Origin of the sequence: Guyparkeria sp., assembly GCF_041687595.1 — a bacterium.
In the GTDB taxonomy this organism is placed as follows: Bacteria; Pseudomonadota; Gammaproteobacteria; order Halothiobacillales; family Halothiobacillaceae; genus Guyparkeria.
In genome coordinates, this window is the sequence record NZ_JAWLBP010000042.1 from 1 (window position 1) to 20,555 (window position 20,555).

Consider the following 20,555-nt stretch of genomic DNA (forward strand, 5'->3'; position numbering starts at 1 on the left):
GTCGAGCACCTCGAACAGCCAACGACCGACATGCTCGATGACAAGTGCGGGCCAGGCGGCAAGCGCCGGGCTGAAACCCGCCAGGAACAGGGTAAACAGTGCCAGCGGAGTGACCAGGATGGAGACCAGCGGCACGGCCAGCAGATTGGCGGGCAATGACGCGAAGGCGACACGGTCGAACAGCCACCACGTCAGCGGCAGCAATCCGAGCATCAACAGCCACTGCAGCCGAACGAGCCCGACAAGGCCGGTCCAGCGTGTCCGCCCCTGGATCACGGCGAGGATCAGGAGTACGGCGGCGAAGGACAGCCAGAACCCCATGTCCAGGGGTGCGAACGGATCAATGGCCACGACCAGCACGAAAGCCACCAGCCACAGATCGAACAGACGCCAGCGTCGCCGTCCCAGCACCCCTAGGAGAAGGATCGTCAGCATCAGCGCCGCGCGCAGCGTGGGAATCGACAGCCCGGCCACCAGCGCATAGGCCCAGGCCGCGGTCACGGCGGCCGCTGCAGCGGCCCATTGCGCCGGGAAGGCCGAATGCACGACCAGCCGCGGCCAGATCGCCCGGGCGAACAACCCGACCAGGGCAGCGATCATGCCGACATGCAACCCGGATATCGCGAGCAGATGGTTGGTCCCCGTGGCCAGCAGCGCCTCCCATCGGTCGTCATCCAGTCCGGAGCGGTCACCGATCGCCAGGCCGAGCAGCAACGCCCCGCCGGCACTCTTCTGGTTCGACCGGTCGGGGCCCGCCTGTCCGACCCGGGAAATGACCTCCTCCAGTCGCGCCTGCGCCCGGTACCGAACCCGGTCGACCAACGCCACCAAACCGTCCGCCTGCCCCAGCGAGACCGGCCTGCCGTCACGCAGGTAACCGGTGGCCAGCAGGTGGTGACGAAACAGCCAGCGGCGGTAATCGAATCCGCCCGGATTGGCGTACTCGTGCAGGGGCTTGAGGCGCGCGGTCAGTCGGTAGTGGTGACCGGGTTCAAGGCCCGCCCGTTCCTCCGCTGGCGTATAGTCACTGAGCCGGAGCCGCCCGCCACTCGGGATAGAGCGGCATCCCTCGCGGGCGGCCGGTTCGTTCGTGTCGACGGCCCGGGCCTCATCCACTTCGATGACGAAACGCCGACGGTCCGGGCGGTCGTCGATCAGGCCACGCACGGTCCCCGCGAGGTGGCAATCGATGCGCTCGTCGAACGAGGGCGTGCGATCGATCAGGACCGCGCCGCTGCCCAGGCTATGCGCCAGCCCGGCGAGCAGGGCCAGCATCAGCGCCACGCGTCGGAAACCGATCCACCATCCCAGCAAGACCAGTGGCAACAGCGCAACGCCCAGCCACACGGTCGTCTGGGGGACGGACAGGGCGAGCCGACCGGGCCAGGTTAGGGGCGCCAGCCAGACCGGGGCGCCCCCCGTCGTCCACGGGAGCAGCCAGGCGAGCAATGCCCCGGCCGGCCATGCGAGTAACAGGTTGCGTGTCGACGACGGCCAGCGGCCGACGGAGTTCGCCTCGCGGTTGATCATGCTGTCGCGTCCCTGCCGACGTGATCCACGGCCCGCACAACCCGTCGGGCGAGCCGACCGGCTGGCGTTGCATGCGAGCAACACCCGCGCATTCCTTGCTCTCGCGGTGTTGCGTTACCATGCCGGCATGAACACTGTAGCTGCCCCGACCATCCACTGCATCCCCGTCCTGTCGGACAACTACGTCTGGCTGATCGAGGGACTGGATGGCGCCACCGTCATCGTGGATGCGGGCGAAGCCGGCCCGGTGATCGAGGCGCTCGAGGACCGCGGCCTCACACCGGTGGGAACGATCATCACCCACCATCACGCGGACCACGTTCAGGGCCTGGGCGAACTGCTCGCCCGATTCCCGATGCCAGTCCACGGCCCCGACAGCTGCCGTCGCCACGGGGTGGACCATGTCGTCGGTGAAGGCGATGCCTTCGAGGTGCCCGGCATCGGCCGGTTCGAGGTCATGGCCACGCCGGGGCACACGCAGGATCACCTGACATACGTCCTCGGCCGGCACCTGTTCTGCGGCGACACCCTGTTCACGGCCGGCTGCGGGCGCCTTTTCGAGGGGACTGCCGCGCAGATGCTGCACTCGCTCGACCGGATCGCGGCACTCGACGACGACACGCAGGTCTATTGCGGGCACGAGTACACTGCAGACAGCCTGCGCTTTGCCGCCCATGCCGAACCGGATAACCCGGATATCGCCGCGCGAGTGAACGAGGTGGCCGAAAAGCGGTCAAGGAATGAGCCCACGGCCTGCGCCTCGCTTGTGCTCGAGAAGAAGACCAACCCGTTCCTGCGGGTGCGCGAGCCTGTATTGCGGTCAGCCATCGAGGCCTACGTAGGGCAACCGCTTCCGGACGACACGGAGGCCTTCGCGATGCTGCGGCACTGGAAAGACGACTTCGATGGCCTGGCGCGACTGTAGGCCGCCCACCCGGCCTGACACCCTTTATCACACGGCGTGATTCCCATGGACGACACACCTACCGCAGCCACGTTCCCCCGTTCCGCGAGAGCGCCTTGGCGACTGTTACTGCAGGGCGCCGCCCTGCTCCTGGCGATCCTGCTGCTCAACGGCTGCGCCAATCTCGCCACGCAGGACCCGGGCCGGGATGATCCGACCGAGGACGCCCGGGGCACCGATTTCAGCCCCCTGCCCGCCATCAGCGACAAGGGAAAGGCTCCCACCGACCACCGCGACGATCTCTGGGGTGCCGTCGCCTCGCGCTTTACCCTGCCGGTTCCCGACAACAAACGGATCGACGCGGAACTCGCCCGCTACGCGCGCCACCCCGAGTACCTCCGGGAAGTGAGCGAGCGCGCCGAACCCTACCTCTACATGATCGTGGAGAAGCTCGAAGCGGCCGACCTGCCCCTGGAACTGACCCTGCTGCCGGTCGTCGAGAGCGCCTACCTCCCCGGGGCCCTGTCCTCGAGTTCGGCGGCGGGCATCTGGCAGTTCATCCCCTCGACGGGCGACTATTTCGGGCTGGAGCGCGACACGTTCTACGATGGCCGGCGGGATATCGAGGCCTCGACCGAGGCGGCCGTCACCTACTTCAGCCAGTTGCGGGGCATGTTCGACGATGACTGGTCCACCGTCATCGCCGCCTACAACGGCGGGCAGGGCACGCTGTTCAACGCCATACGCTACAACCGCGAGCGCAACCGCCCCACGGACTTCTGGAGCCTGACCAACCTGCGCAAGGAAACCCGGGACTACCCGGCCCGCCTGTTCGCGCTGGTCAAGATCTTCTCGGAACCGGAAAAGTACGGCTTTTCCCCGCACCCGATCAAGAATGGCCCGGCACTGGCGCAGGTGGAACTCGACCGGTCGATCAGCCTGGTCAAGTTGGCCGATCTCACCGGTCTCGACCACGACGAAATCTACCGCCTGAACCCGGGTTTCGACCGCTCCATCACCGGCGGCAAGAAGCGCCAGTTGCTGGTGCCGCGGGAGACCAAGGGCCGCTTTGACGTCGACACGCTGAACTCGGCGGCGTCCGAGGCCGAGGACTGGCAGCGCTATACCATCGTCAAGGGCGACAGCTTCCACCGCATCGCGGGGCGCTACGGCAGTTCCGTCGACGAGATCCTGGCCATCAACCGTCGCCAATCCGCCCTGGCCCGACCGGGCGAGGTGATCCTGGTGCCGGCCGGGCGGGTTGACCGGGCAGTGGCCGCCGGCAATGCCCGCACGCACACCGTCCAGTCCGGTGAATCACTCTGGTCCATTTCCCGCAAGCACGGGATCAATCTCGCCGAACTGCGCCGGATGAATGCCTTCGGCGACAACCCGGTACTGCGCCCGGGCGACAAGGTGGTCGTGGGCGTCGCGTCGGCAGCCGAGACGGGAAGTGGCCAGGGCGGAGCCCCGTCACGCTACGTGGTCCAGCCCGGCGATACCTTGTGGCACCTCGCCCGGCGCTTCTCCACCACCGTGGACGAGCTGAGCGCACTCAACCAGCTCGGGCCCGACGGGAGCCTCCGGCCCGGCCAGGAACTGGTGGTGGCCAGCAACTGAGCCTGCCGCCGTACCGCGCACGAAAAAACGGGGCCAAACGGCCCCGTTTTTCGTTGGCGCAATCGGCAGGCTTCAAACGCCCCGGTCGATGCCCAGCCAGCGCTCGGCGTTCCTGCGCGTCAGGTCGGCCATCTCGTCGAGCGTCATGCCCCGCACGTCGGCCAGCATCTCGGCCACATGGCGAACACGGATGGGGTTGTTGGGCTTGCCACGATAGGGGACCGGGGAGAGATACGGGGAGTCGGTCTCAACCAGGAGCCGGTCGGCCGGCACCTTCGTCGCCACCTCGCGCAACTCGGCCGCGGACTTGAAGGTCACGATGCCCGAGAAGGAGATGTAGAAGCCCAGGTCGAGCGCCCGCCGGGCGGTATCCCAGTCCTCGGCAAAGCAGTGCATCACCCCGCCGCACTCCTCGGCATGTTCGCGCTCAAGCACGTCCATGGTGTCGCCGGGCGCACCGCGCGTGTGGATGATCACCGGCTTGCCCACCACCTTGGCCGCCTCGATGTGCGCGACGAACCGGTCGTGCTGCCAGCGCTCCCCCCGCTCGCAGTGGAAGTAGTCCAGTCCGGTCTCCCCCACGGCGACGATGGAGTCGGCGTGGCGATCCTCACGAATCGCCGACACCAGGTCATCGGCCGGGATCACCTCGCCGACCTCGTCGGTCGGGTGCAGGCCGTAGGACAGGTAGACCACGGGCCGACCCGCCTTGCGATCGGAATTGCCGGCTAGATACGGGGCGACCAGGTCGGTCATCGACCCCCAGGACGAGGGCGAGATGGCCACGCAGAGCATCTGCCTGACCGCCTCCTCGTGGGCGACCTGCATGAAGCGATCGAAGTCGTTGTCGAAGGCCTCGAGCTCTACGCGGTCGAGGTGGCAATGGGAATCGAAAAGCTGCATCGGCGAACCGGGTGGTTTCAGGTCACATGGTGTAGGTCGGCGCGTCTTTCTCCAGGGAGCCGGCCAGGTAGGTCTCGATCTGTTGCCGGGTCTTGCCGTGGTCCATGGCCCCGAACTGCACGCCTATGCCCGGAGTCTTGCCGCCCTGGTTGCCCGGGGGTGTGATCCAGATCACCTTGGACGCCACCGCCAGACGCTCCGGGCTGCCCATCAGGGTCAGCGTCAGGAAGATCTCCTTGCCCAACGGAATGTTGTTGTGACCGGGAATGAACAGCCCGCCGTTCTTCACGAACGGCATGTAGGACCGGTAGAGGGTTTCCTTGTCCGGGATGTCGTGGTGGACCATGCCTCCACCGAGGCCGCCCCCGTTTTGCGCCGCTGCCATGACCTGCTCCTTATCGATGGTTGCGTGGATCCCGGTGGTTCGGGGACCAGCGGTCCGCCGATCCCGACGGATCCGGAATCTCGTGGTGCAAGTCTAACGGCTTTCGCCCCGAGTCGCCTACCCGGGGACGCGACTGGCAACCTCGGAACGACGGGCGAACCCACTGGTACCGATCAGCCGCCCGGTTCCAGGCGACGTGGCAAGCGCGGGTCGACGAGGTCCAGGGCGAGTTGCTCGACGGCAAGCTCCGGGTGGAGGGGATGGCCGGCCTCCCGGGCAAACCGGACCAGGCGCGACTGGACGGCCAACCAGTGTCCGGCATCGCGGGACTGCGCCAGTTGCTCGATACGCGACTCGAGGACGGCAGGCACGTCCGGTGGGAGTCCGGCCTGGCGACGGGCCACGGCGGCCCACAGACGCAACAGCCAGCGGGCCAGGGCCGGCCTGGGCAGGGACAGCCAGGGTTCGATAACCCCCACCGGGTTGCCCTGGCCGGCCATCAGGTCCACCCACGCCCGGGTCACTGCCTGCCAGTCAAACGTCAGCTCCCCGTCTTCCAGCAGCGCGGGGTCGTCGACGAACGCCGCCAGTCGGGCCTGCTCTGCCGAGAGCCCCCCGGCCGCCTGCCACCAGTCGGCCAGCTCGGCCTGGCGCGGCTCGCGCAGGCGCAGGCGCTGCAGCCGGGAACGAATGGTGGGCAGGAGACGGTCGACGTGCTCGACCGTACAGAGAAACTGCGTCGCCTCGGGCGGTTCCTCGAGCAGCTTGAGCAGGGCATTGCCCGAGTTCCGGTTTAGCCGCTCGATGCGTTCGATGACGATCAGGCGCATGCGCCCGTAGCGCGTGAACCAGGCACCCTCGATCAGGTCGCGGATGGCGTCGACCGGGATGTCCCGATGCTCGGGATCGTCGGCCAGCCGATGGACATCCGGGAAGCTGCCCTGTTCGGCCTGGCGACACGCGCGACATTCCCCACAGGGCCAGCCGTCCCTCGGCGCCTCGCAGATCAGCCGCCGAGCCAGCGTCTCGACCAATGCCGTCATCGTCGTTCCCAGCCGGCCGTGCAGAAGCAGTCCGTGCGGCAGGTGGCCGGCACTCACCATCCGGTCAAGCTGCGCCCAGGCATCCCGCACCCAGGCCGCCCCCTCGATCGTCTGCGGCTGGCTGGACAGGCGGCGCTCGGCGAGTCCGGCAATCTCCTCCGCGGCGTTCTCAGCCATATCGGGCCTCCAGCGTGCTCTCGATCCGGGCCCGGACCGCGTCGATCGGAGCGCTGGCATCCACCCGCACGAGGCGTTCGGGGTACTGTTCGGCCAGCCGCACGAACCCCCCGCGCACCCGCTCGAAGAAGGCCAGCGCCTCCTGCTCGAAGCGGTCGGCGGCCTCACGGGCCGCGGCCCGTTCCAGGCCCAGCTCCACCGGCACGTCCAGCCAGAAGGTCAGCGACGGGTTGCAGCCGGGATGGGCGATGCCGGCGAGCTGCTCGATCACCTCGCTGGACATCCCACGGCCGGCACCCTGATAGGCCCGCGACGAGTCGGTGAAGCGGTCGCAGACCACCACGTGGCCTGCCGACAGTGCCGGTCGGATCACCCGCTCGACGTGCTGGGCCCGGGCGGCGAACATCAGCAACAGTTCGGTGGACTCGGCCACCGGCTCGTCACGCACTGCCTTGAGGACATGACGCAATTCCTCGGCCAGCGGCGTGCCCCCCGGCTCGCGCGTGGTGACGACGCTCTCGCCACGTGCCTCGAACCACTCGCGCACGAAGGCCATGGCCGTGCTCTTGCCGGCCCCCTCCAGTCCCTCGAGCGTGACAAAACGCGTGGTGTCGACCGCAGTCACTGGGCAACGGCCTCCCCGCGCTGATGGGCCCGCCAGCGCAGGACCGCGCGATTATGCTCCTGCAGTGTGCGCGAGAAGTGGTGCCCGCCGCTGCCGTCGGCCACGAAGAACAGGGAGTCGGTTTCCGTCGGGCGCGTCGCGGCCACCAGCGAGGCCTTCGACGGCAGGGCGATAGGCGTCGGTGGCAGTCCGTCACGCGTGTAGGTGTTGTAGGGGGTGTCCTGCCGCAGATGCTTGCTCAGCAGCACGCCGTCATAGTCGTCGCCCATGCCGTAGATGACCGTCGGGTCGGTCTGCAGCCGCATGCCGCGCTGGAGGCGGTTGACGAACACGCCGGCCACCTCGCCCCGCTCCTCGGAGATGGCCGTCTCGCGCTCGATCACCGAGGCAAGAATGAGCGCCTCGTAGGGCGTTTCGATCGGCAGGTCGTCGTCACGCTCGGCCCAGGCGGCTTCCAGGTGCTCCCGCATCAGCCGGTGGGCGCGGCGGATCAACTGGCGATCGGTGGTGCCGGCGGGATAACGATAGGTATCGGGATACAGCCAACCCTCGAGGTGGTCGACCGGCAGTTCCAGGGCCTCGATGACGCCATCCGGGGAGATGTCCTCCAGGGTGCGCTCGATGCGCGGGGCGCCGGCGACGATCTCCAGGAACCGCCGCGCGGTGACGCCCTCGGGGATGGTCAGGGAATACTCGATCACGTCGCCGGACGCCATCCGGTCGAGCAGCGGGCCGAGGCGTTCCCCGGCGGCGATCTCGTACTCGCCGGACTGGATGGCCCGGGCCTGGCCACGGAATCGGGCCGTCCAGTAGATCACCGCCTCGGGCAGCACCGGATTCACCGCATGAATCGAAGCCGCGACGTCGCGCATCGTCTCGCCGCGCTCGACGACCACGGGCACGGGCTTATCGGCCACCGGCATCTGCCAGTAGCGATAGGCCTCGGCCACCCCGAAGAACAGGGTCGCCAGCAAGACCATGCCTCCCGCCCAGATCACGAACACCCCAAAGGCTCGCCGCATTGATGACTCCAGAATTCACGAAATCGGTCGGCGTCGGAGGAGCCCGGGCTCCGTCCTCGACGCCTGGCCGGAAAGACAATCGTCTCAGTCGGGGGTTCCGCCACCCAGCTCCTGTCGCGCCAGGCGCCCCCAGTGAGTGCCCGCCAGTGCATCGGCCAGCGAGTCACTCCAGGCCGCACGGACGGGCATCTCGTTTCCGTCCGGATCGGCTGGTGGCTGCCAGAACCCCTCGATCGGCACCACGGCATCCCCCGGTGGCGCCTGTGTGACGCGCAGGGCGCGCCCCACCAGCACTGACACCGGACGCCAGGCCGACAGGGCGTTGCAGAAGAACGCCTCCTCCGCGAGGGCCAGACGCCCCGGGGCACAGGGAACGATGTCGGCGGAGAGCCGCTCGATCCACCAGGCCCGCCGGGTGCCGGCAATGGCACCGTCGACGACTGGCGGCGTGCACCAGCGATTGCCTTCCCGCCAGAACAGGTTGCTCATGGTACCCGAAACCACCCGGCCCTCGGCATCTCGCATCAGCGCCTCTCCAGCACCGGCCGGCATCCGCTCCTGAGCGATCACCTGCGGCAGGCGGTTGAGGTGCTTCAGCCCGCGCAGCTGTTCGATTCCCGTCAGTGTCACGGGGCTCACGCCGACGACGACTCCGGCGTCGGGCGGCTCGGGCAAGGGGCCGAACATGGCCTCCACGGTCAGGTTGATATCCTCCGGTCGACGATAGCCGCGTCGACCCGGGCCGGCGGTGACCAGCAGCTTGCAGACCCCGTGGCGCCCCGGCTCGATGGCCGCCTCGAGCGCCGCGAACACCTGTTCGGGCGACGGCTCCGGCAGGCCGAGACGTACCAGCCCGAAGCGCAGACGGGCGAGATGCTCGCCAAGAAGGACCGGTCGACCGGCGTGCACGAACAGTGTCTCGAACAGGCCGTCACCGAAGGCCAGGCCCCGGTCGTTCAGCGCGAGACTTCGCTCGCTCATGGCGTCGGCCTGCCCTGCTCAAGCGCCTCCTCCCCGCCGAGCGCGTCGAGCACGCCACGGGCCTTCTCGTAGGTTTCTTCGAGTTCGCGGCTGGAGCGGGAATCGGCCACGATGCCGGCGCCGGTGCGAAATTCACCGCGCCCGTCCGGCGCCAGGAACACCGTGCGGATGAGGATGTTGCTGTCCATCGGGCCATGATTGGACACGTAGCCGACACTCCCGGTGTAGGGTCCGCGCCCGCTACGCTCCAGCTCGGCGAGTATCTCCATGCAGCGCACCTTGGGACAGCCAGTGATGGTCCCGCCGGGAAAGCAGGCGGCCAGCGCCGCGACGGGCGAGCAGTCGGCGGGTAGCTGTCCCCCGACGTTCGAGACCAGGTGGTGCACGTGGGCATAGGATTCGACCACCATCAGCTCGTCGACCGACACCGTCCCCGGCAGGCAGACCCGGCCGAGGTCGTTGCGCTCCAGGTCGATCAGCATCACGTGCTCGGCCCGTTCCTTGGGGTGCGCCCGCAACTGCTCGACCAGTTCCCGGTCGCGCAGTGGGTCCGGGTCGCGTCGCCGGGTACCGGCGATCGGTCGGGTCTCGGCATGTCCGCCCGCCACGCGCAGCAGGCGCTCGGGAGACGAACTGATGATCTCGCCCTCGTCGAGCCGATACCAGGCGGCGAACGGTGCCGGGTTGCGACGGCACAGGGAGCGGTAGACATCGCCCGGCTCCACGCCGGCCGCCAGGGAAAAGCGCCAGGCGTGCGAGAGATTGGCCTGGAACACGTCCCCGGCGAACAGGTAATCGCGCACGCGCCGCACGCCCGCCCGGTAGGCCGGGCCATCGGGTGGCACCAGCTCGGCGAGCGCGGGACGGGTGGTTCCGCGGGAGGTTTCGGCGGACCGTTGCCATGCTCGTCTCAGCTCATCGGCGAGTCGTTCGCCTTCCCGGCTGCCGTCATGGACGAGGATGTCCTCTCCGGACTCGTGATCCCGAACCAGGGCAGCGGGGTGGTATTCGGCCACGGCCAGCGGGAAGCCGGTGTCGTCGCCGAGAGCGAATCGGGGCAGGTCGAGACGGGGCTCGACCTCGGCGGCCATCTCGTAGGAAAGGAAAAAGCTCCAGCCGCCGAGGAAGGGGAAGGTGCCGGGCAGGCCATGGGCGGCCAGCACCGCCTGCCAGTCCTTCGAGCCGGTCATCTCCGAGCCGTGCGCGAGCGCCTCCGCGAAGGCGTCGAGGAAGCGCGTCCGGCCACGGTCGCGGCCATCGACCACCACCTCGCCGTCGCTCCGACGGACGATGCGCCGGGTCGGGGCGGAGAACAGCAGCGACCAGCGGCTCAGCGGGCCGCCGGCCGTGACGCTTTCGAAGAGGTGGCTGGAGGCATCACCCGCCTCGAGCACCACGGCGGCGAGCTCCGGGAGCGCGCCGACCAGACGCTCGACATGTGGAGTGTCAGCCACGGAAATGCTGGGCGGCTCGACCCGCCGTCACTCGACCGAGCGGCCGAAGATCAGCGTGCCGTTGGTACCGCCGAAACCGAAGGAATTGGACATGGCCACTTCCAGCCCCTCGACCTTGCGCGCCTCGTGAGGCACGAAGTCGAGATCGCAACCCTCGGAAGGATTGTCGAGGTTGATGGTCGGCGGCAGGACCTGGTCGCGCAGGCTCAGCACGGAGAAGACCGCTTCGATCCCGCCGGCAGCTCCCAGCAAGTGACCGGTCATGGACTTGGTCGAGCTGACGGGGCAGTCGACCGCCTGATCGCCGAACAGGTCCTTGATGGCCCGCACCTCGGTGCCGTCGCCCGCCGGCGTAGAGGTGCCGTGGGCGTTGATGTAGCCGATGTCGCCGGCCGACAGGTCGGCATCCTTGAGGGCCGCCTCCATGCAGCGCCGCGCCCCGTTGCCGTCCGGGGCAGGCAGGGTCATGTGGTAAGCATCCGAGCTCATGCCGAAGCCCTTGAGCTCACCGTAGATGCGTGCCCCGCGGGCCTGGGCGTGTTCCAGCGACTCGAGCACCATCACGCCGGCACCCTCGCCCAAAACGAAGCCGTCTCGATCGCGGTCCCAGGGACGCGAAGCACGTTCGGGATCGTCGTTGCGGGTCGACAGCGCACGGGCGGAGGCGAATCCGGCCACGCCCAGCGGTGAAATGGCCCCCTCGGTGCCGCCGGCGACCATGACGTCGGCATCCCCGTAGGCGATCAGGCGCGCGGCCTGGCCGATGCTGTGCGTTCCGGAGGTGCAGGCGGTGACCGTCGCGAGGTTGGGACCCCGGAAGCCGTAACGGATGGAAAGCTGGCCGGCGGCCATATTGATGATCGCGCCGGGCACGAAGAACGGCGAGACGCGACGCGGGCCCTGATTCTCCAGGGCCAGAGTATTGCGCTCGATGCCGCCCAGCCCGCCGATGCCGGAGCCGATGAACGTGCCCACCCGATCGAGATCGAGCGAATCGCTCATCAGGTCGGCATCCTCGATCGCCTCGATGGAAGCGCCGAGTCCGTAGTGGATGAAGGGCTCCATCTTCTTGACGTCCTTCGCGGGAATGAACGTGGCGGGGTCGAAGTCCTTCACCATGGCCGCGAATTGCACGGCCATCTTGCTGACATCGAAGCGATCGATCGTTGTGGCCCCTGAACGGCCGGCGAGGATCCCGTCCCAGGAGTCCTTGACGTTGTTCCCGAGGGGCGTCACCAGGCCCAGGCCGGTGACCACGACGCGACGTTTACTCATGGCTATCGTTTCCAGTTCGGTGGTCCCGGTCGGCGACGAGCAGGCGGCGCTCGGCCGCGGGTACCAATTAAAAAACCGCGATCAACCCCCGCTCAGAGGGTCGACACACGGTTTCCGGTCACGGGCACAGGGCCCGTGGAACACACAGGAAGCTATCAGGCGTCCTTGTGGTTGTTGACGTAGTCAATGGCCTGCTGAACGGTGGTGATCTTCTCGGCTTCCTCGTCCGGGATCTCGCACTCGAACTCTTCTTCCAGGGCCATTACCAGCTCGACGGTGTCGAGGGAATCCGCGCCGAGGTCGTCAACGAATGAAGCTTCATTGGTGACTTCTTCTTCCTTGACGCCCAACTGCTCTACAACAATCTTCTTGACGCGTTCTTCAACGGTGCTCATTCGTATCGAACCTCTTCTGGTACAAACACAGCTTAAAAAAACAATTTGGCCCGGCAGCCCGGGCCAACACTGCCCGGCATTCTATTGAAAACCGCCACGCAGGCCAAATAAAAATGCCTTTTCCGGAATATCGGTCCTTAGGGACCTTGCGGGCAAGGGATTCAACCCATGTACATGCCGCCGTTGACGTGCATGGTCTGACCGTTGATGTAGGCGGCCTCGGGGGAGGCGAGGAAGCGCACCATCGAGGCGATCTCCTCGGGCTGACCCAGTCGGCCGGCAGGGATATTGCCCAGGAGCGCTTCCTTCTGCTTTTCCGGCAGGTCCCGGGTCATGTCGGTCTCGATGAAACCGGGCGCGACCACGTTGACCGTCACGCCGCGCGGGCCGAGCTCGCGCGCCAGCGACTTGGAAAAGCCCATGATGCCGGCCTTGGCTGCCGCGTAGTTCGTCTGCCCGGCGTTACCCATCGCCCCGACCACCGAGGCGATCGAGATGATGCGCCCCCAGCGAGCCTTGGCCATCGACCGCATGACCTTCTGCGACAGGCGAAAGACCGACGTGAGGTTGGTCTGGATGATTGCATCCCAGTCGTCTTCCTTCATGCGCATCAGCAGCGTGTCACGGGTGATGCCGGCGTTGTTGACCAGCACGGCCACCGGACCAAAGCGCGACTCGATCTCCTTGATCACCGCATCGACCTGCGCGCCGTCGGTGACGTCCAGCGCCATGCCGGCCCCGTTCTCACCAAGACGCTCGTCGATCGCCGCCGCGCCCTTCTCCGAGGTGGCCGTCCCGACAACCGTGGCGCCCGCGGCTAGCAGGGCGTCGGCAATCGCCGCGCCGATCCCGCGCGACGCGCCGGTCACCAGCGCCACGCGCCCCTCGAGATTGGCAAATTGGCTCGCTTGTTCTGACATGGGTCTTCCTCGTGATGGTTCTGTTCGGTTGGCCCCGGTTTACTCGGTGCCCAGCGCCTTTTCCAGGGTGGCCTGGTCGAAGACGGGCTTGGCACCCATGCGGCGATCGATGCGGCGCGCCAGTCCGGTGAGCACCTTGCCCGGACCGAACTCGATCTGGTCGCCGGCGCCCATGGCCTGCATGGCCTGGACACAGGCGACCCACTGCACCGGCCGGAAGAGTTGCTCGACCAGGGCAGTGGCGATGGCCTCTGGCGTTTCGTGCGTCAGCGCGTCGACGTTGTGGATCACGGGCACCTGCGGCGGACGGATGTCGACCTGCGCAATCTCGGCACGCAGCTGTTCGCCGGCCTCGCGCATCAGGGAGGAATGCGACGGCACGCTGACCGGAAGCAGGACGAACCGCTTGGCGCCCTCCTCGGCGGCAAGCGCCTCGGCACGCTCGACGGCGGCACGGTCACCGGCAATCACCACCTGCCCAGGGGCATTGAAGTTCACCGCCTCGCAGACGTCACCATCGGCGGCCTTCTCGCAGACGCCGCGCACGGCGGCGTCCTCGAGACCGAGCACGGCAGCCATCGCACCCTGCCCCTCGGCCACGGCCGACTGCATCAGCTGACCGCGCCGGGCGACCAGGGCCACGGCCGCCTCGAAATCGATCGCCTTCGCCGCGACCAGGGCGGCGTACTCGCCCAGGCTGTGCCCGGCGAGCGCGGCCGGGGTGGCGCCTCCCTGACGAGACCAGATTTCCCAGGCCGCGATATCGGCGGCCAGCATGGCCGGCTGGGTGCGCTCGGTCTGGTTGAGGGCCTCGGCATCGCCCTCGGCCACCAGGGCCCAGAGATCGTAGCCGAGCACGTCGCCGGCACGGTCGAATACCGCCTGCGCGATGTCCTCGTGTTCACCCCAGCCACTGGCCATGCCGATCGACTGGGAACCCTGCCCCGGAAACACCCCTGCAATCATGCTCACGTCTCACCGATATTGAAAACGCGGCGATCTTATCACAGCCCGACATGCGCTCCGGGGGGACGGAAACGGCCCTGTCACATTCCTCGCGGAGACTGCCGCGCTTCACCGCCTTGCCGGATCCACCGCATGCATGTCCTGATGATTTCCGACGTCTACTTCCCCCGGGTAAACGGTGTCTCGACGTCCATCGAGAGCTTCCGCCGCCACCTGGTCGACCTCGGCCACCGGGTCACCCTGCTCTGCCCCGCCTACCCGGACGACCAGCCCGGGCTTCGGCTCGGAGACGAGGCGGAATCCGGCATCATCCGCATCCCGTCACGTCGCGTCCCGCTCGACCCCGAGGACCGCCTGATGCACTGGCGCCCGCTGACGAGCCTCGGCGAGGCATTCGCCGGGGCCGACGTCGACGTGGTGCATGTTCACACGCCGTTCGTCGCCCACTATGCCGGCCGCCGCGTGGCCGACCGGCTGGGCGTGCCGCTGCTGGAGACCTATCACACCTTCTTCGAGGAATACGCCGGCCAGTACCTCCCCCTGGTGCCCCGCCGCTGGTTGCGCTCCCTGGCACGCCGCTGGTCGCGGGCGCAATGCAACGCCACCGACCACCTGATCGTTCCGTCCGCTCCCATGCGCGAGGCCCTGCAGCACTACGGCGTGCAGACCGGCATGACGGTTCTGCCCACCGGGATCGAGAACGAGCCGCCCGCCCCGAACGAGGCCACAGAGGCATTTCGTCGGCTCCACAAGATTCCCGCCGGGGCACCGCTGCTGCTCTACGTGGGCCGACTGGCCGGAGAAAAAAACATCGACCTTCTCCTCGACATGCTGCCCGACGTCCTCGCCTTACATCCCGACACCATTCTGGCCATCGCGGGCGAGGGACCGGCCCGGCCACGACTGGAACGCCGCGTGACCGGGGCCGGCCTCGGACCGTCGACCCGGTTCATCGGCTACATGCAGCGTGACGGCGAGCTGCAGGCCGCGTACCGGGCTGCCGACCTGTTCGTCTTCGCCTCGAGAAGCGAAACGCAGGGGCTGGTCCTGCTCGAGGCGCTCGACCAGGGAACGCCCGTGGTTGCCATCGCCGAGATGGGCACCCGCGACGTACTCGACGTCGAGGGCGGCTGCGTGATTGCCCCGAACGATCCGCAAGGCTTTGCCGCCGCGGTGACCGGGCTGCTGGAACAACCCGACCGTCGCCGGGCGATGGGATCCGCCGCGCGACGGTACGCGCAAGGCTGGGCGGCCCGGGCCATGGCCCGGCGACTGGTCGATCTCTACCGGGAGTGCGGCGAGAACTTCCGCCGCTGAGGGAACCATCGTCGGGTCACGCGTCCCGCACCGCGCGCACCATGAGTACCGAACGGCTCTCCCCGGCACGCGTTTCCCGGTGAACGACGAATCCGGCCGGCAGGGTCAGCCCGTCGATGTCTCCGCTCTCGACGAAGATCCGGGCCTCGGGTGCCAGCCATTCGGCGGCGGCCAACCGGTCCAGCGCCGCCTGCAACAGGCGCGGCTGCCGAAACGGCGGATCGAGAAACACCAGGTCCACGCCCGGGGTCAGATCGACCGGTGGATGCTCCAGCCAGCGGAGCGCATCCATGGACCAGACATCAAACCGCGGTGGCTCGCAACCCAGCTGGGCCAGATTGTCCTTGAGCGCGGCGGCCACGCGGGGCGACTTCTCGACGAAACCGACCCAGCCGGCGCCACGCGAGAGCGCCTCGAGACCGAGCACCCCGCTGCCGGCGAACAGGTCGAGGACCCGCCAGCCGGCCACCGTCTGGCCCAGCCAGTTGAACAGGGTCTCGCGCACGCGGTCGGGGGTCGGGCGGAGATCGCGGGCCGGAGGAAAGCGCAGGCGACGGGAACGCCAGTCGCCGCCAATGATGCGGACCTGCTCGCCCTTGGAGGGGCGTCGTCCCCTGGGGGTGCTGGGCATGATCTTTCTCCTCCACTCTCATGGCCGCGTGGGCGGCGGTCTCACCCGAATGGCCGCATGATAAACTCAAGTGATACCCGCCCGGGGCGCGTTCCATCCGAAATCCTCCGATCGTTCGGACCACCCGGCCGGAGGAGCCCCACGAGTCGCCCGGAGGAACATGCACGCACTCGGACTCGCCGGGCGGCGGCACAGTGCCGGTGCAGAGATTACCCCGGAATACAGGTACCATCGATTCATGTTCGGATTTCTCAGACGCAAGAAGCGCCAGGCTGAAACCGAGGTAGCCGAGGAGGCCGCCCCGCAGGAGCAGCCCGCCACCACGACCGAAGACACCCCGGCCGCGGAACCCGCCCCTGCCGCGGAACCGGCGTCGGTCCCGGCGGAACCCGAAGCGGAGGAGCCGATTGCCGAGGCACCCGAAAGCACCGAGGCTCCGACCGCGGAACCTGTCCCGGCCGAGCCGGCACGGGAAGAGCGGGATTCCGGCTCCCTGTTCAGCCGCCTGACCAAGACCCGCAGCGGCCTGACCGAGGGGCTCGGCGAGCTGTTCCTCGGCAAGAAGCGCATCGACGACGATCTGCTCGAGGAGCTGGAAACCCGGCTGATCATGGCGGATGTGGGCCAGCAGACCACGACCGCGCTGATCGACGAGCTCACGCGCGAGGTCAACCGCAAGCACATCGACGACCCCGAACACCTCTTCGAGACACTCTGGCGACTGATGGTGCGCCGCCTCGAGGCCGTCCAGCCCCCCGCACCCGTGCAACGCCGGCAGGACGGGCGCCCCCACGTGATGGTGGTCTGCGGCATCAACGGTGGCGGCAAGACGACCAGCATCGGCAAGCTCGCCCACCGCTTCAAGCACGAGGGTCGTGAGGTCATGCTCGCCGCCGCCGATACCTTCCGGGCCGCGGCGGTCGAACAGCTAATCAGCTGGGGTGAACGCAACCAGATCCGCGTGATCGGCGAGCCGGGCCGCGGCGACCCGGCCTCGGTAGCCTTCGATGCGGTTACCGCGGCAAAAGCGCGAGGTACTGACATCCTGATCGTGGACACGGCCGGTCGCCTGCATACTCAGTCCGGCCTGATGGACGAGCTGTCCAAGCTCATCCGCGTGATCGGCAAGGCCGAGCCGGAGGCACCGGACGAGGTGCTGCTGGTCATCGACGCGAGCATCGGCCAGAACGCACTGGTCCAAGCCCGCCAGTTCAACGAGGCGGTCAAGCTCACCGGCCTGGTCGTCACCAAGCTCGACGGAACCGCCAAGGGCGGCATCGTGTTCGCCATTGCCGACGAGCTGGGCCTGCCCATCCACTTCATCGGCGTGGGCGAGAAGGCCGAGGACCTGCGACCGTTCGAGCCCGCGGCCTTCGTCGACGCCCTTCTGGACCACCGACCGGACTGAGGCCCGGATGCCCCGAAAACCGTCACGAGCAAGTTCGAGTGCAAGGAGCCGCGCAGTGAGCGACGAGACATATCAAGCTGGTAGGCGGAGGCAGGGCATCCATGGCCTGCCTCGTTCGGGTGCGCTGTGCTCCTGCCGATTTGTTCAAGGCAAATCGGCAGGAACGGGGGACATGGAAGTCCCGAGTCGGCACGCGACCCCTCCATCGAACGGCTCAGCAGGTTTTTCGAGGTACCCGTCGCGATGATCGAGTTCGCCAATGTCTCCCGACGCTACGCCAACGGCCAGTTCGGCCTGCAGGACATCAGCTTCCGCCTGCCTGCCGGCCGAATGGCCTTCCTCACCGGCCATTCCGGGGCGGGCAAGTCGACGCTGCTGCGGCTCATTCCCGCACTCGACCGCCCGACTTCCGGCAAGGTGATGATCGGCGGCTACGACCTCGGCCGGATGGGTCGCCACCAGTACCCCAAGCTGCGCCGCCAGATCGGCGTGGTATTCCAGGACCACCACCTGCTGCCCGACCGCTGCGTGTTCGACAACGTCGCCCTGCCCCTGCTGGTCTCGGGCTACCTCCCCGGTGACATCCGGCGCCGCGTCGAGGCCGCCCTGGACAAGGTCGGGCTGCACGATCGACAGCGCGCGGCCATCGACGAGCTTTCCGGCGGGGAGCAGCAGCGGGTCAACATCGCCCGCGCGCTGGTCAACCGGCCACGCATCCTGCTCGCCGACGAGCCCACGGGCAACCTGGACCCGGAACTCTCGCGGGACATCTTCAACCGCTTCTTCGAGTTCCACGCGGTCGGCGTGACCGTGCTGATCGCCAGTCACGACGTCGAACTGCTCAAGCAGTTTCCGGTGCCGAGGATCGCGCTCAACCAGGGAAGGATCGGCGGATTCGAGGAGCCCGACGCATGAGCACGCACTCGGCAACGGACAGCCACGCCACCCGGGAAAAGAGCAGCCGCCCGCTGGCCACGTGGCGCCGCCACCATCGCCAGTGCCTGAAGGCGGCCTTTACCCGGCTCGTCCGCCGCCCGGTCGGAGCCTGGGCAACCATCCTGGTACTCGGCGTGGTCCTGAGCCTGCCGGCCCTCGTGATGACCCTGGGTCACCAGGTCGAGCGCATCGGCGAGTTGTGGATGGCCGACGCCGCGCGGATGGACGTCTACATGAAGGCCGATGCCAGCGAGGCCGACCGGGATGCGCTGGCCGAATGGCTCGAGAAGCAGGACACCGTCAAGAGCCTGCAACTGATCTCCCCGGAGGCCGGCCTGCAGACGCTGGCACTGCGCCTGCAGATCGACGGACTGGAGTCCATGGAATCCAATCCCCTGCCCTGGGTAGCCGAGCTGACGCTGCGTGACACCCGGCTCGAGACACGACTGGCTCTCGCCGAAGGCCTGCACCAGCAGCCGGCCGTCGACGACTTCTCCGCCGGCGGAGAATGGATCGAACGACTCGAGCAGATCCGTGGCTTCTTCCAGGAACTGGGTTGGTGGCTGCTCGTCCTGCTGGGCCTGACCGTGCTCTTCGTGGTGGGCAATACCCTGCGCCTCGAACTGCACGAACGACGCCGCGAGATCGCCCTGATCGCCCTGATCGGCGGCACCGAGCGCTACATGCTCCGCCCGCTGCTCTACGACGGCGCACTGACCGGCCTGCTCGGCGGGGCGATCGCCGCCATCCTCGTGAGCAGCGCCCTTTCCATGGTCTCCGGCCCCGTCCAGCGATTCGCTGCCTCCTATGGCGCCGCGATCGAGCCGGCGACCGATCCGGGGGTCGTCGGCCTGCTGTTGGCTGCCGGCACCTTCCTCGGCTGGCTCTCGGCCCAGATCATCGGTCGGTTCTATATCGGGCGGCTGAGCACCCCGTAAGCCCTTTCAAGCGATCGCCACTGAAAACGGCCCGCCCCTGTATTAGCCTCCATGGTCGGTCCCGCCCGCGGGGGAACTCCAGGGGCATTTAGCACTCTCAGGAGACGAGTGCTAAAATCTGGAGGTGTGGACATATTGGGATACGTGCAGCGAGACAAGATGATGCAGAAAGCAGGCAGTCAACTTCCGAAGACCGGCAACTCGCTTGAGTTCGGTTCGACCGGCATGACCATGCCGGTCATGGGCGATTCGCTGTCGCAGTACCTCAACGAGGTACGGCGCTTGCCGGTTCTCAGCGTCGAGGAAGAGCAGTCTCTCGCGCGGCAACTCAAGGAGAAGGGCGACATCGAGTCTGCCCAGAAGCTGGTGCTGGGTCATCTGCGCTTCGTCGTACACATCGCGCGCAGCTACCGCGGATACGGTCTGCCCCTGGCCGACCTGATCCAGGAGGGCAACATCGGCCTGATGAAGGCCGTCAAGCGCTTCGACCCGGACCAGAAGGTCCGGCTGGTGACCTTCGCGGTCCACTGGATCCGCGCCGAGATCCACGAGTACATCCTCAAGAACTGGCGTATCGTGAAGGTCGCCACCACCAAGGCGCAGCGCAAGCTGTTCTTCAAGATGCGCCAGATGAAGAACTCGCTGGGCTGGCTGACCAAGAGCGAGGCCGAGGCCGTCGCCGAGGAACTCGACGTCCCCGAGCGCGAGGTCATGACCATGGAGGCGCGCCTCTACGGACGCGACATGGCTCTGGATTCGCCGGCCTACGACGGCAACGACGAGAGCGACGGGCCGTCCTACGAGCAGATCCTGATCGACCACGACCAGCTCTCGGTCGAGGACATCGCCTCCCAGCGCGACGAGGACGGGCGCGTCGAGGCCATGACCGCGGCGCTGTCGACCCTCGACGGGCGCAGCCGGGACATTCTCACCCGTCGCTGGCTCGACGAGCCCAAGGCCACGCTGCAGACGCTGGCCGACGAGTACGGCGTCTCGGCCGAGCGGATCCGCCAGATCGAGTCCGCCGCGCTCAAGAAACTGCGCACCGCCCTGCCCCAGCCGGCGTAGAGCCACCCCGGATCACCGGGGCGGCAATAACCAAAAACAGAAAAAGCCACCGCTATA

The 20,555-nt window shown here is 67.7% G+C and carries 20 protein-coding genes; 7 read left to right on the forward strand and 13 right to left on the reverse strand.

Going from position 1 to position 20,555, the window contains the following annotated elements; all coding sequences use genetic code 11:
- A partial coding sequence (locus ACESL5_RS07410) for a ComEC/Rec2 family competence protein (protein ID WP_372592144.1) occupies positions 1–1,530 on the reverse strand: 1,530 nt, incomplete at its 3' end.
- 127 nt (positions 1,531–1,657) lie between these two features.
- On the opposite strand from ACESL5_RS07410, the gene gloB reads away from it, so the two are divergent.
- Together gloB and ACESL5_RS07420 are read left to right on the forward strand one after the other, a co-directional pair.
- Positions 1,658–2,455, forward strand: a complete 798-nt coding sequence (gene gloB, locus ACESL5_RS07415; protein ID WP_372592145.1) for a hydroxyacylglutathione hydrolase — start codon at positions 1,658–1,660, stop codon at positions 2,453–2,455.
- 45 nt (positions 2,456–2,500) lie between these two features.
- Positions 2,501–4,054 carry a LysM peptidoglycan-binding domain-containing protein gene (locus tag ACESL5_RS07420; protein WP_372592146.1) on the forward strand — a complete coding sequence of 518 codons (1,554 nt, stop codon included), beginning with the start codon at positions 2,501–2,503 and terminating at the stop codon, positions 4,052–4,054.
- A gap of 72 nt (positions 4,055–4,126) precedes the next feature.
- Here ACESL5_RS07420 and ACESL5_RS07425 read toward each other — a convergent pair whose 3' ends face one another.
- The 11 genes from ACESL5_RS07425 to fabD all read right to left on the reverse strand — a co-directional run bounded on the left by ACESL5_RS07425 (position 4,127) and on the right by fabD (position 14,200).
- On the reverse strand, positions 4,127–4,957 hold the full coding sequence (locus tag ACESL5_RS07425; RefSeq protein WP_372592147.1) for a TatD family hydrolase: 831 nt from the start codon (positions 4,955–4,957) through the stop codon (positions 4,127–4,129).
- 22 nt (positions 4,958–4,979) lie between these two features.
- Positions 4,980–5,342 (reverse strand): PilZ domain-containing protein, encoded by a 363-nt coding sequence (locus tag ACESL5_RS07430; RefSeq protein WP_372592148.1) that lies wholly within the window; start codon positions 5,340–5,342, stop codon positions 4,980–4,982.
- Between the two features lie 173 nt (positions 5,343–5,515).
- Entirely contained in the window at positions 5,516–6,562 is a 1,047-nt protein-coding gene (locus tag ACESL5_RS07435) for a hypothetical protein (protein WP_372592149.1), read from the reverse strand.
- Entirely contained in the window at positions 6,555–7,187 is a 633-nt protein-coding gene (gene tmk / locus ACESL5_RS07440; RefSeq protein WP_372592150.1) for a dTMP kinase, read from the reverse strand. Before tmk ends, ACESL5_RS07435 begins: the two co-directional genes overlap by 8 nt.
- Positions 7,184–8,209, reverse strand: a complete 1,026-nt coding sequence (gene mltG, locus ACESL5_RS07445) for an endolytic transglycosylase MltG (protein ID WP_372592151.1) — start codon at positions 8,207–8,209, stop codon at positions 7,184–7,186. The genes tmk and mltG overlap by 4 nt, the downstream gene beginning before the upstream one ends.
- 84 nt (positions 8,210–8,293) lie before the next feature.
- Entirely contained in the window at positions 8,294–9,190 is an 897-nt protein-coding gene (locus ACESL5_RS07450) for an aminotransferase class IV (RefSeq protein WP_372592152.1), read from the reverse strand.
- Positions 9,187–10,644, reverse strand: a complete 1,458-nt coding sequence (locus ACESL5_RS07455) for a chorismate-binding protein (RefSeq protein ID WP_372592153.1) — start codon at positions 10,642–10,644, stop codon at positions 9,187–9,189. Before ACESL5_RS07455 ends, ACESL5_RS07450 begins: the two co-directional genes overlap by 4 nt.
- Positions 10,645–10,671: 27 nt before the next feature.
- The gene (fabF, locus tag ACESL5_RS07460) at positions 10,672–11,919 is read right to left on the reverse strand and encodes a beta-ketoacyl-ACP synthase II (protein ID WP_372592154.1); all 1,248 of its coding nucleotides are present in this window, start codon (positions 11,917–11,919) and stop codon (positions 10,672–10,674) included.
- Positions 11,920–12,074: 155 nt separating this feature from the next.
- Positions 12,075–12,314, reverse strand: coding sequence for an acyl carrier protein (gene acpP / locus ACESL5_RS07465; protein ID WP_058575544.1), 240 nt, complete (start codon positions 12,312–12,314; stop codon positions 12,075–12,077).
- 161 nt (positions 12,315–12,475) lie between these two features.
- On the reverse strand, positions 12,476–13,234 hold the full coding sequence (fabG, locus tag ACESL5_RS07470) for a 3-oxoacyl-ACP reductase FabG (protein ID WP_372592155.1): 759 nt from the start codon (positions 13,232–13,234) through the stop codon (positions 12,476–12,478).
- 39 nt (positions 13,235–13,273) lie between these two features.
- The gene (fabD, locus tag ACESL5_RS07475; protein WP_372592156.1) at positions 13,274–14,200 is read right to left on the reverse strand and encodes an ACP S-malonyltransferase; all 927 of its coding nucleotides are present in this window, start codon (positions 14,198–14,200) and stop codon (positions 13,274–13,276) included.
- Positions 14,201–14,332: 132 nt separating this feature from the next.
- Here fabD and ACESL5_RS07480 point away from each other — a divergent pair, with 132 nt between their 5' ends.
- Positions 14,333–15,517 (forward strand): glycosyltransferase, encoded by a 1,185-nt coding sequence (locus ACESL5_RS07480; RefSeq protein ID WP_372592157.1) that lies wholly within the window; start codon positions 14,333–14,335, stop codon positions 15,515–15,517.
- A gap of 16 nt (positions 15,518–15,533) precedes the next feature.
- Here the strand turns inward: ACESL5_RS07480 and rsmD are convergent, their stop codons facing one another.
- Positions 15,534–16,148, reverse strand: coding sequence for a 16S rRNA (guanine(966)-N(2))-methyltransferase RsmD (rsmD, locus tag ACESL5_RS07485; protein WP_372592158.1), 615 nt, complete (start codon positions 16,146–16,148; stop codon positions 15,534–15,536).
- A 238-nt stretch (positions 16,149–16,386) separates the two neighbouring features.
- On the opposite strand from rsmD, the gene ftsY reads away from it, so the two are divergent.
- From ftsY to rpoH, 4 genes are all read left to right on the forward strand, one after another.
- A complete protein-coding gene (ftsY, locus tag ACESL5_RS07490; protein ID WP_372592159.1) occupies positions 16,387–17,556 on the forward strand; it encodes a signal recognition particle-docking protein FtsY in 1,170 nt (389 codons plus the stop codon).
- Positions 17,557–17,799: 243 nt separating this feature from the next.
- Complete coding sequence (gene ftsE / locus ACESL5_RS07495; protein ID WP_372592160.1) at positions 17,800–18,471, forward strand: cell division ATP-binding protein FtsE; 672 nt, start codon at positions 17,800–17,802, stop codon at positions 18,469–18,471.
- Positions 18,468–19,430 (forward strand): cell division protein FtsX, encoded by a 963-nt coding sequence (locus tag ACESL5_RS07500; protein ID WP_372592161.1) that lies wholly within the window; start codon positions 18,468–18,470, stop codon positions 19,428–19,430. Before ftsE ends, ACESL5_RS07500 begins: the two co-directional genes overlap by 4 nt.
- A gap of 159 nt (positions 19,431–19,589) precedes the next feature.
- Positions 19,590–20,498 (forward strand): RNA polymerase sigma factor RpoH, encoded by a 909-nt coding sequence (gene rpoH / locus ACESL5_RS07505; RefSeq protein ID WP_372592162.1) that lies wholly within the window; start codon positions 19,590–19,592, stop codon positions 20,496–20,498.
- Positions 20,499–20,555: the final 57 nt, after the last annotated feature.

What these genes read in the sequence shown, in the direction of transcription:
- gloB (WP_372592145.1), top strand. Translation starts at nt 1,658, where the DNA reads ATGAACACTGTAGCTGCCCCGACCATCCACTGCATCCCCGTCCTGTCG.
- ACESL5_RS07420 (WP_372592146.1), top strand. Translation starts at nt 2,501, where the DNA reads ATGGACGACACACCTACCGCAGCCACGTTCCCCCGTTCCGCGAGAGCG.
- ACESL5_RS07425 (WP_372592147.1), bottom strand. Translation starts at nt 4,957, where the DNA reads ATGCAGCTTTTCGATTCCCATTGCCACCTCGACCGCGTAGAGCTCGAG.
- ACESL5_RS07430 (WP_372592148.1), bottom strand. Translation starts at nt 5,342, where the DNA reads ATGGCAGCGGCGCAAAACGGGGGCGGCCTCGGTGGAGGCATGGTCCAC.
- ACESL5_RS07435 (WP_372592149.1), bottom strand. Translation starts at nt 6,562, where the DNA reads ATGGCTGAGAACGCCGCGGAGGAGATTGCCGGACTCGCCGAGCGCCGC.
- mltG (WP_372592151.1), bottom strand. Translation starts at nt 8,209, where the DNA reads ATGCGGCGAGCCTTTGGGGTGTTCGTGATCTGGGCGGGAGGCATGGTC.
- ACESL5_RS07450 (WP_372592152.1), bottom strand. Translation starts at nt 9,190, where the DNA reads ATGAGCGAGCGAAGTCTCGCGCTGAACGACCGGGGCCTGGCCTTCGGT.
- fabF (WP_372592154.1), bottom strand. Translation starts at nt 11,919, where the DNA reads ATGAGTAAACGTCGCGTCGTGGTCACCGGCCTGGGCCTGGTGACGCCC.
- acpP (WP_058575544.1), bottom strand. Translation starts at nt 12,314, where the DNA reads ATGAGCACCGTTGAAGAACGCGTCAAGAAGATTGTTGTAGAGCAGTTG.
- fabG (WP_372592155.1), bottom strand. Translation starts at nt 13,234, where the DNA reads ATGTCAGAACAAGCGAGCCAATTTGCCAATCTCGAGGGGCGCGTGGCG.
- fabD (WP_372592156.1), bottom strand. Translation starts at nt 14,200, where the DNA reads ATGATTGCAGGGGTGTTTCCGGGGCAGGGTTCCCAGTCGATCGGCATG.
- ACESL5_RS07480 (WP_372592157.1), top strand. Translation starts at nt 14,333, where the DNA reads ATGCATGTCCTGATGATTTCCGACGTCTACTTCCCCCGGGTAAACGGT.
- rsmD (WP_372592158.1), bottom strand. Translation starts at nt 16,148, where the DNA reads ATGCCCAGCACCCCCAGGGGACGACGCCCCTCCAAGGGCGAGCAGGTC.
- ftsY (WP_372592159.1), top strand. Translation starts at nt 16,387, where the DNA reads ATGTTCGGATTTCTCAGACGCAAGAAGCGCCAGGCTGAAACCGAGGTA.
- ftsE (WP_372592160.1), top strand. Translation starts at nt 17,800, where the DNA reads ATGATCGAGTTCGCCAATGTCTCCCGACGCTACGCCAACGGCCAGTTC.
- ACESL5_RS07500 (WP_372592161.1), top strand. Translation starts at nt 18,468, where the DNA reads ATGAGCACGCACTCGGCAACGGACAGCCACGCCACCCGGGAAAAGAGC.
- rpoH (WP_372592162.1), top strand. Translation starts at nt 19,590, where the DNA reads ATGATGCAGAAAGCAGGCAGTCAACTTCCGAAGACCGGCAACTCGCTT.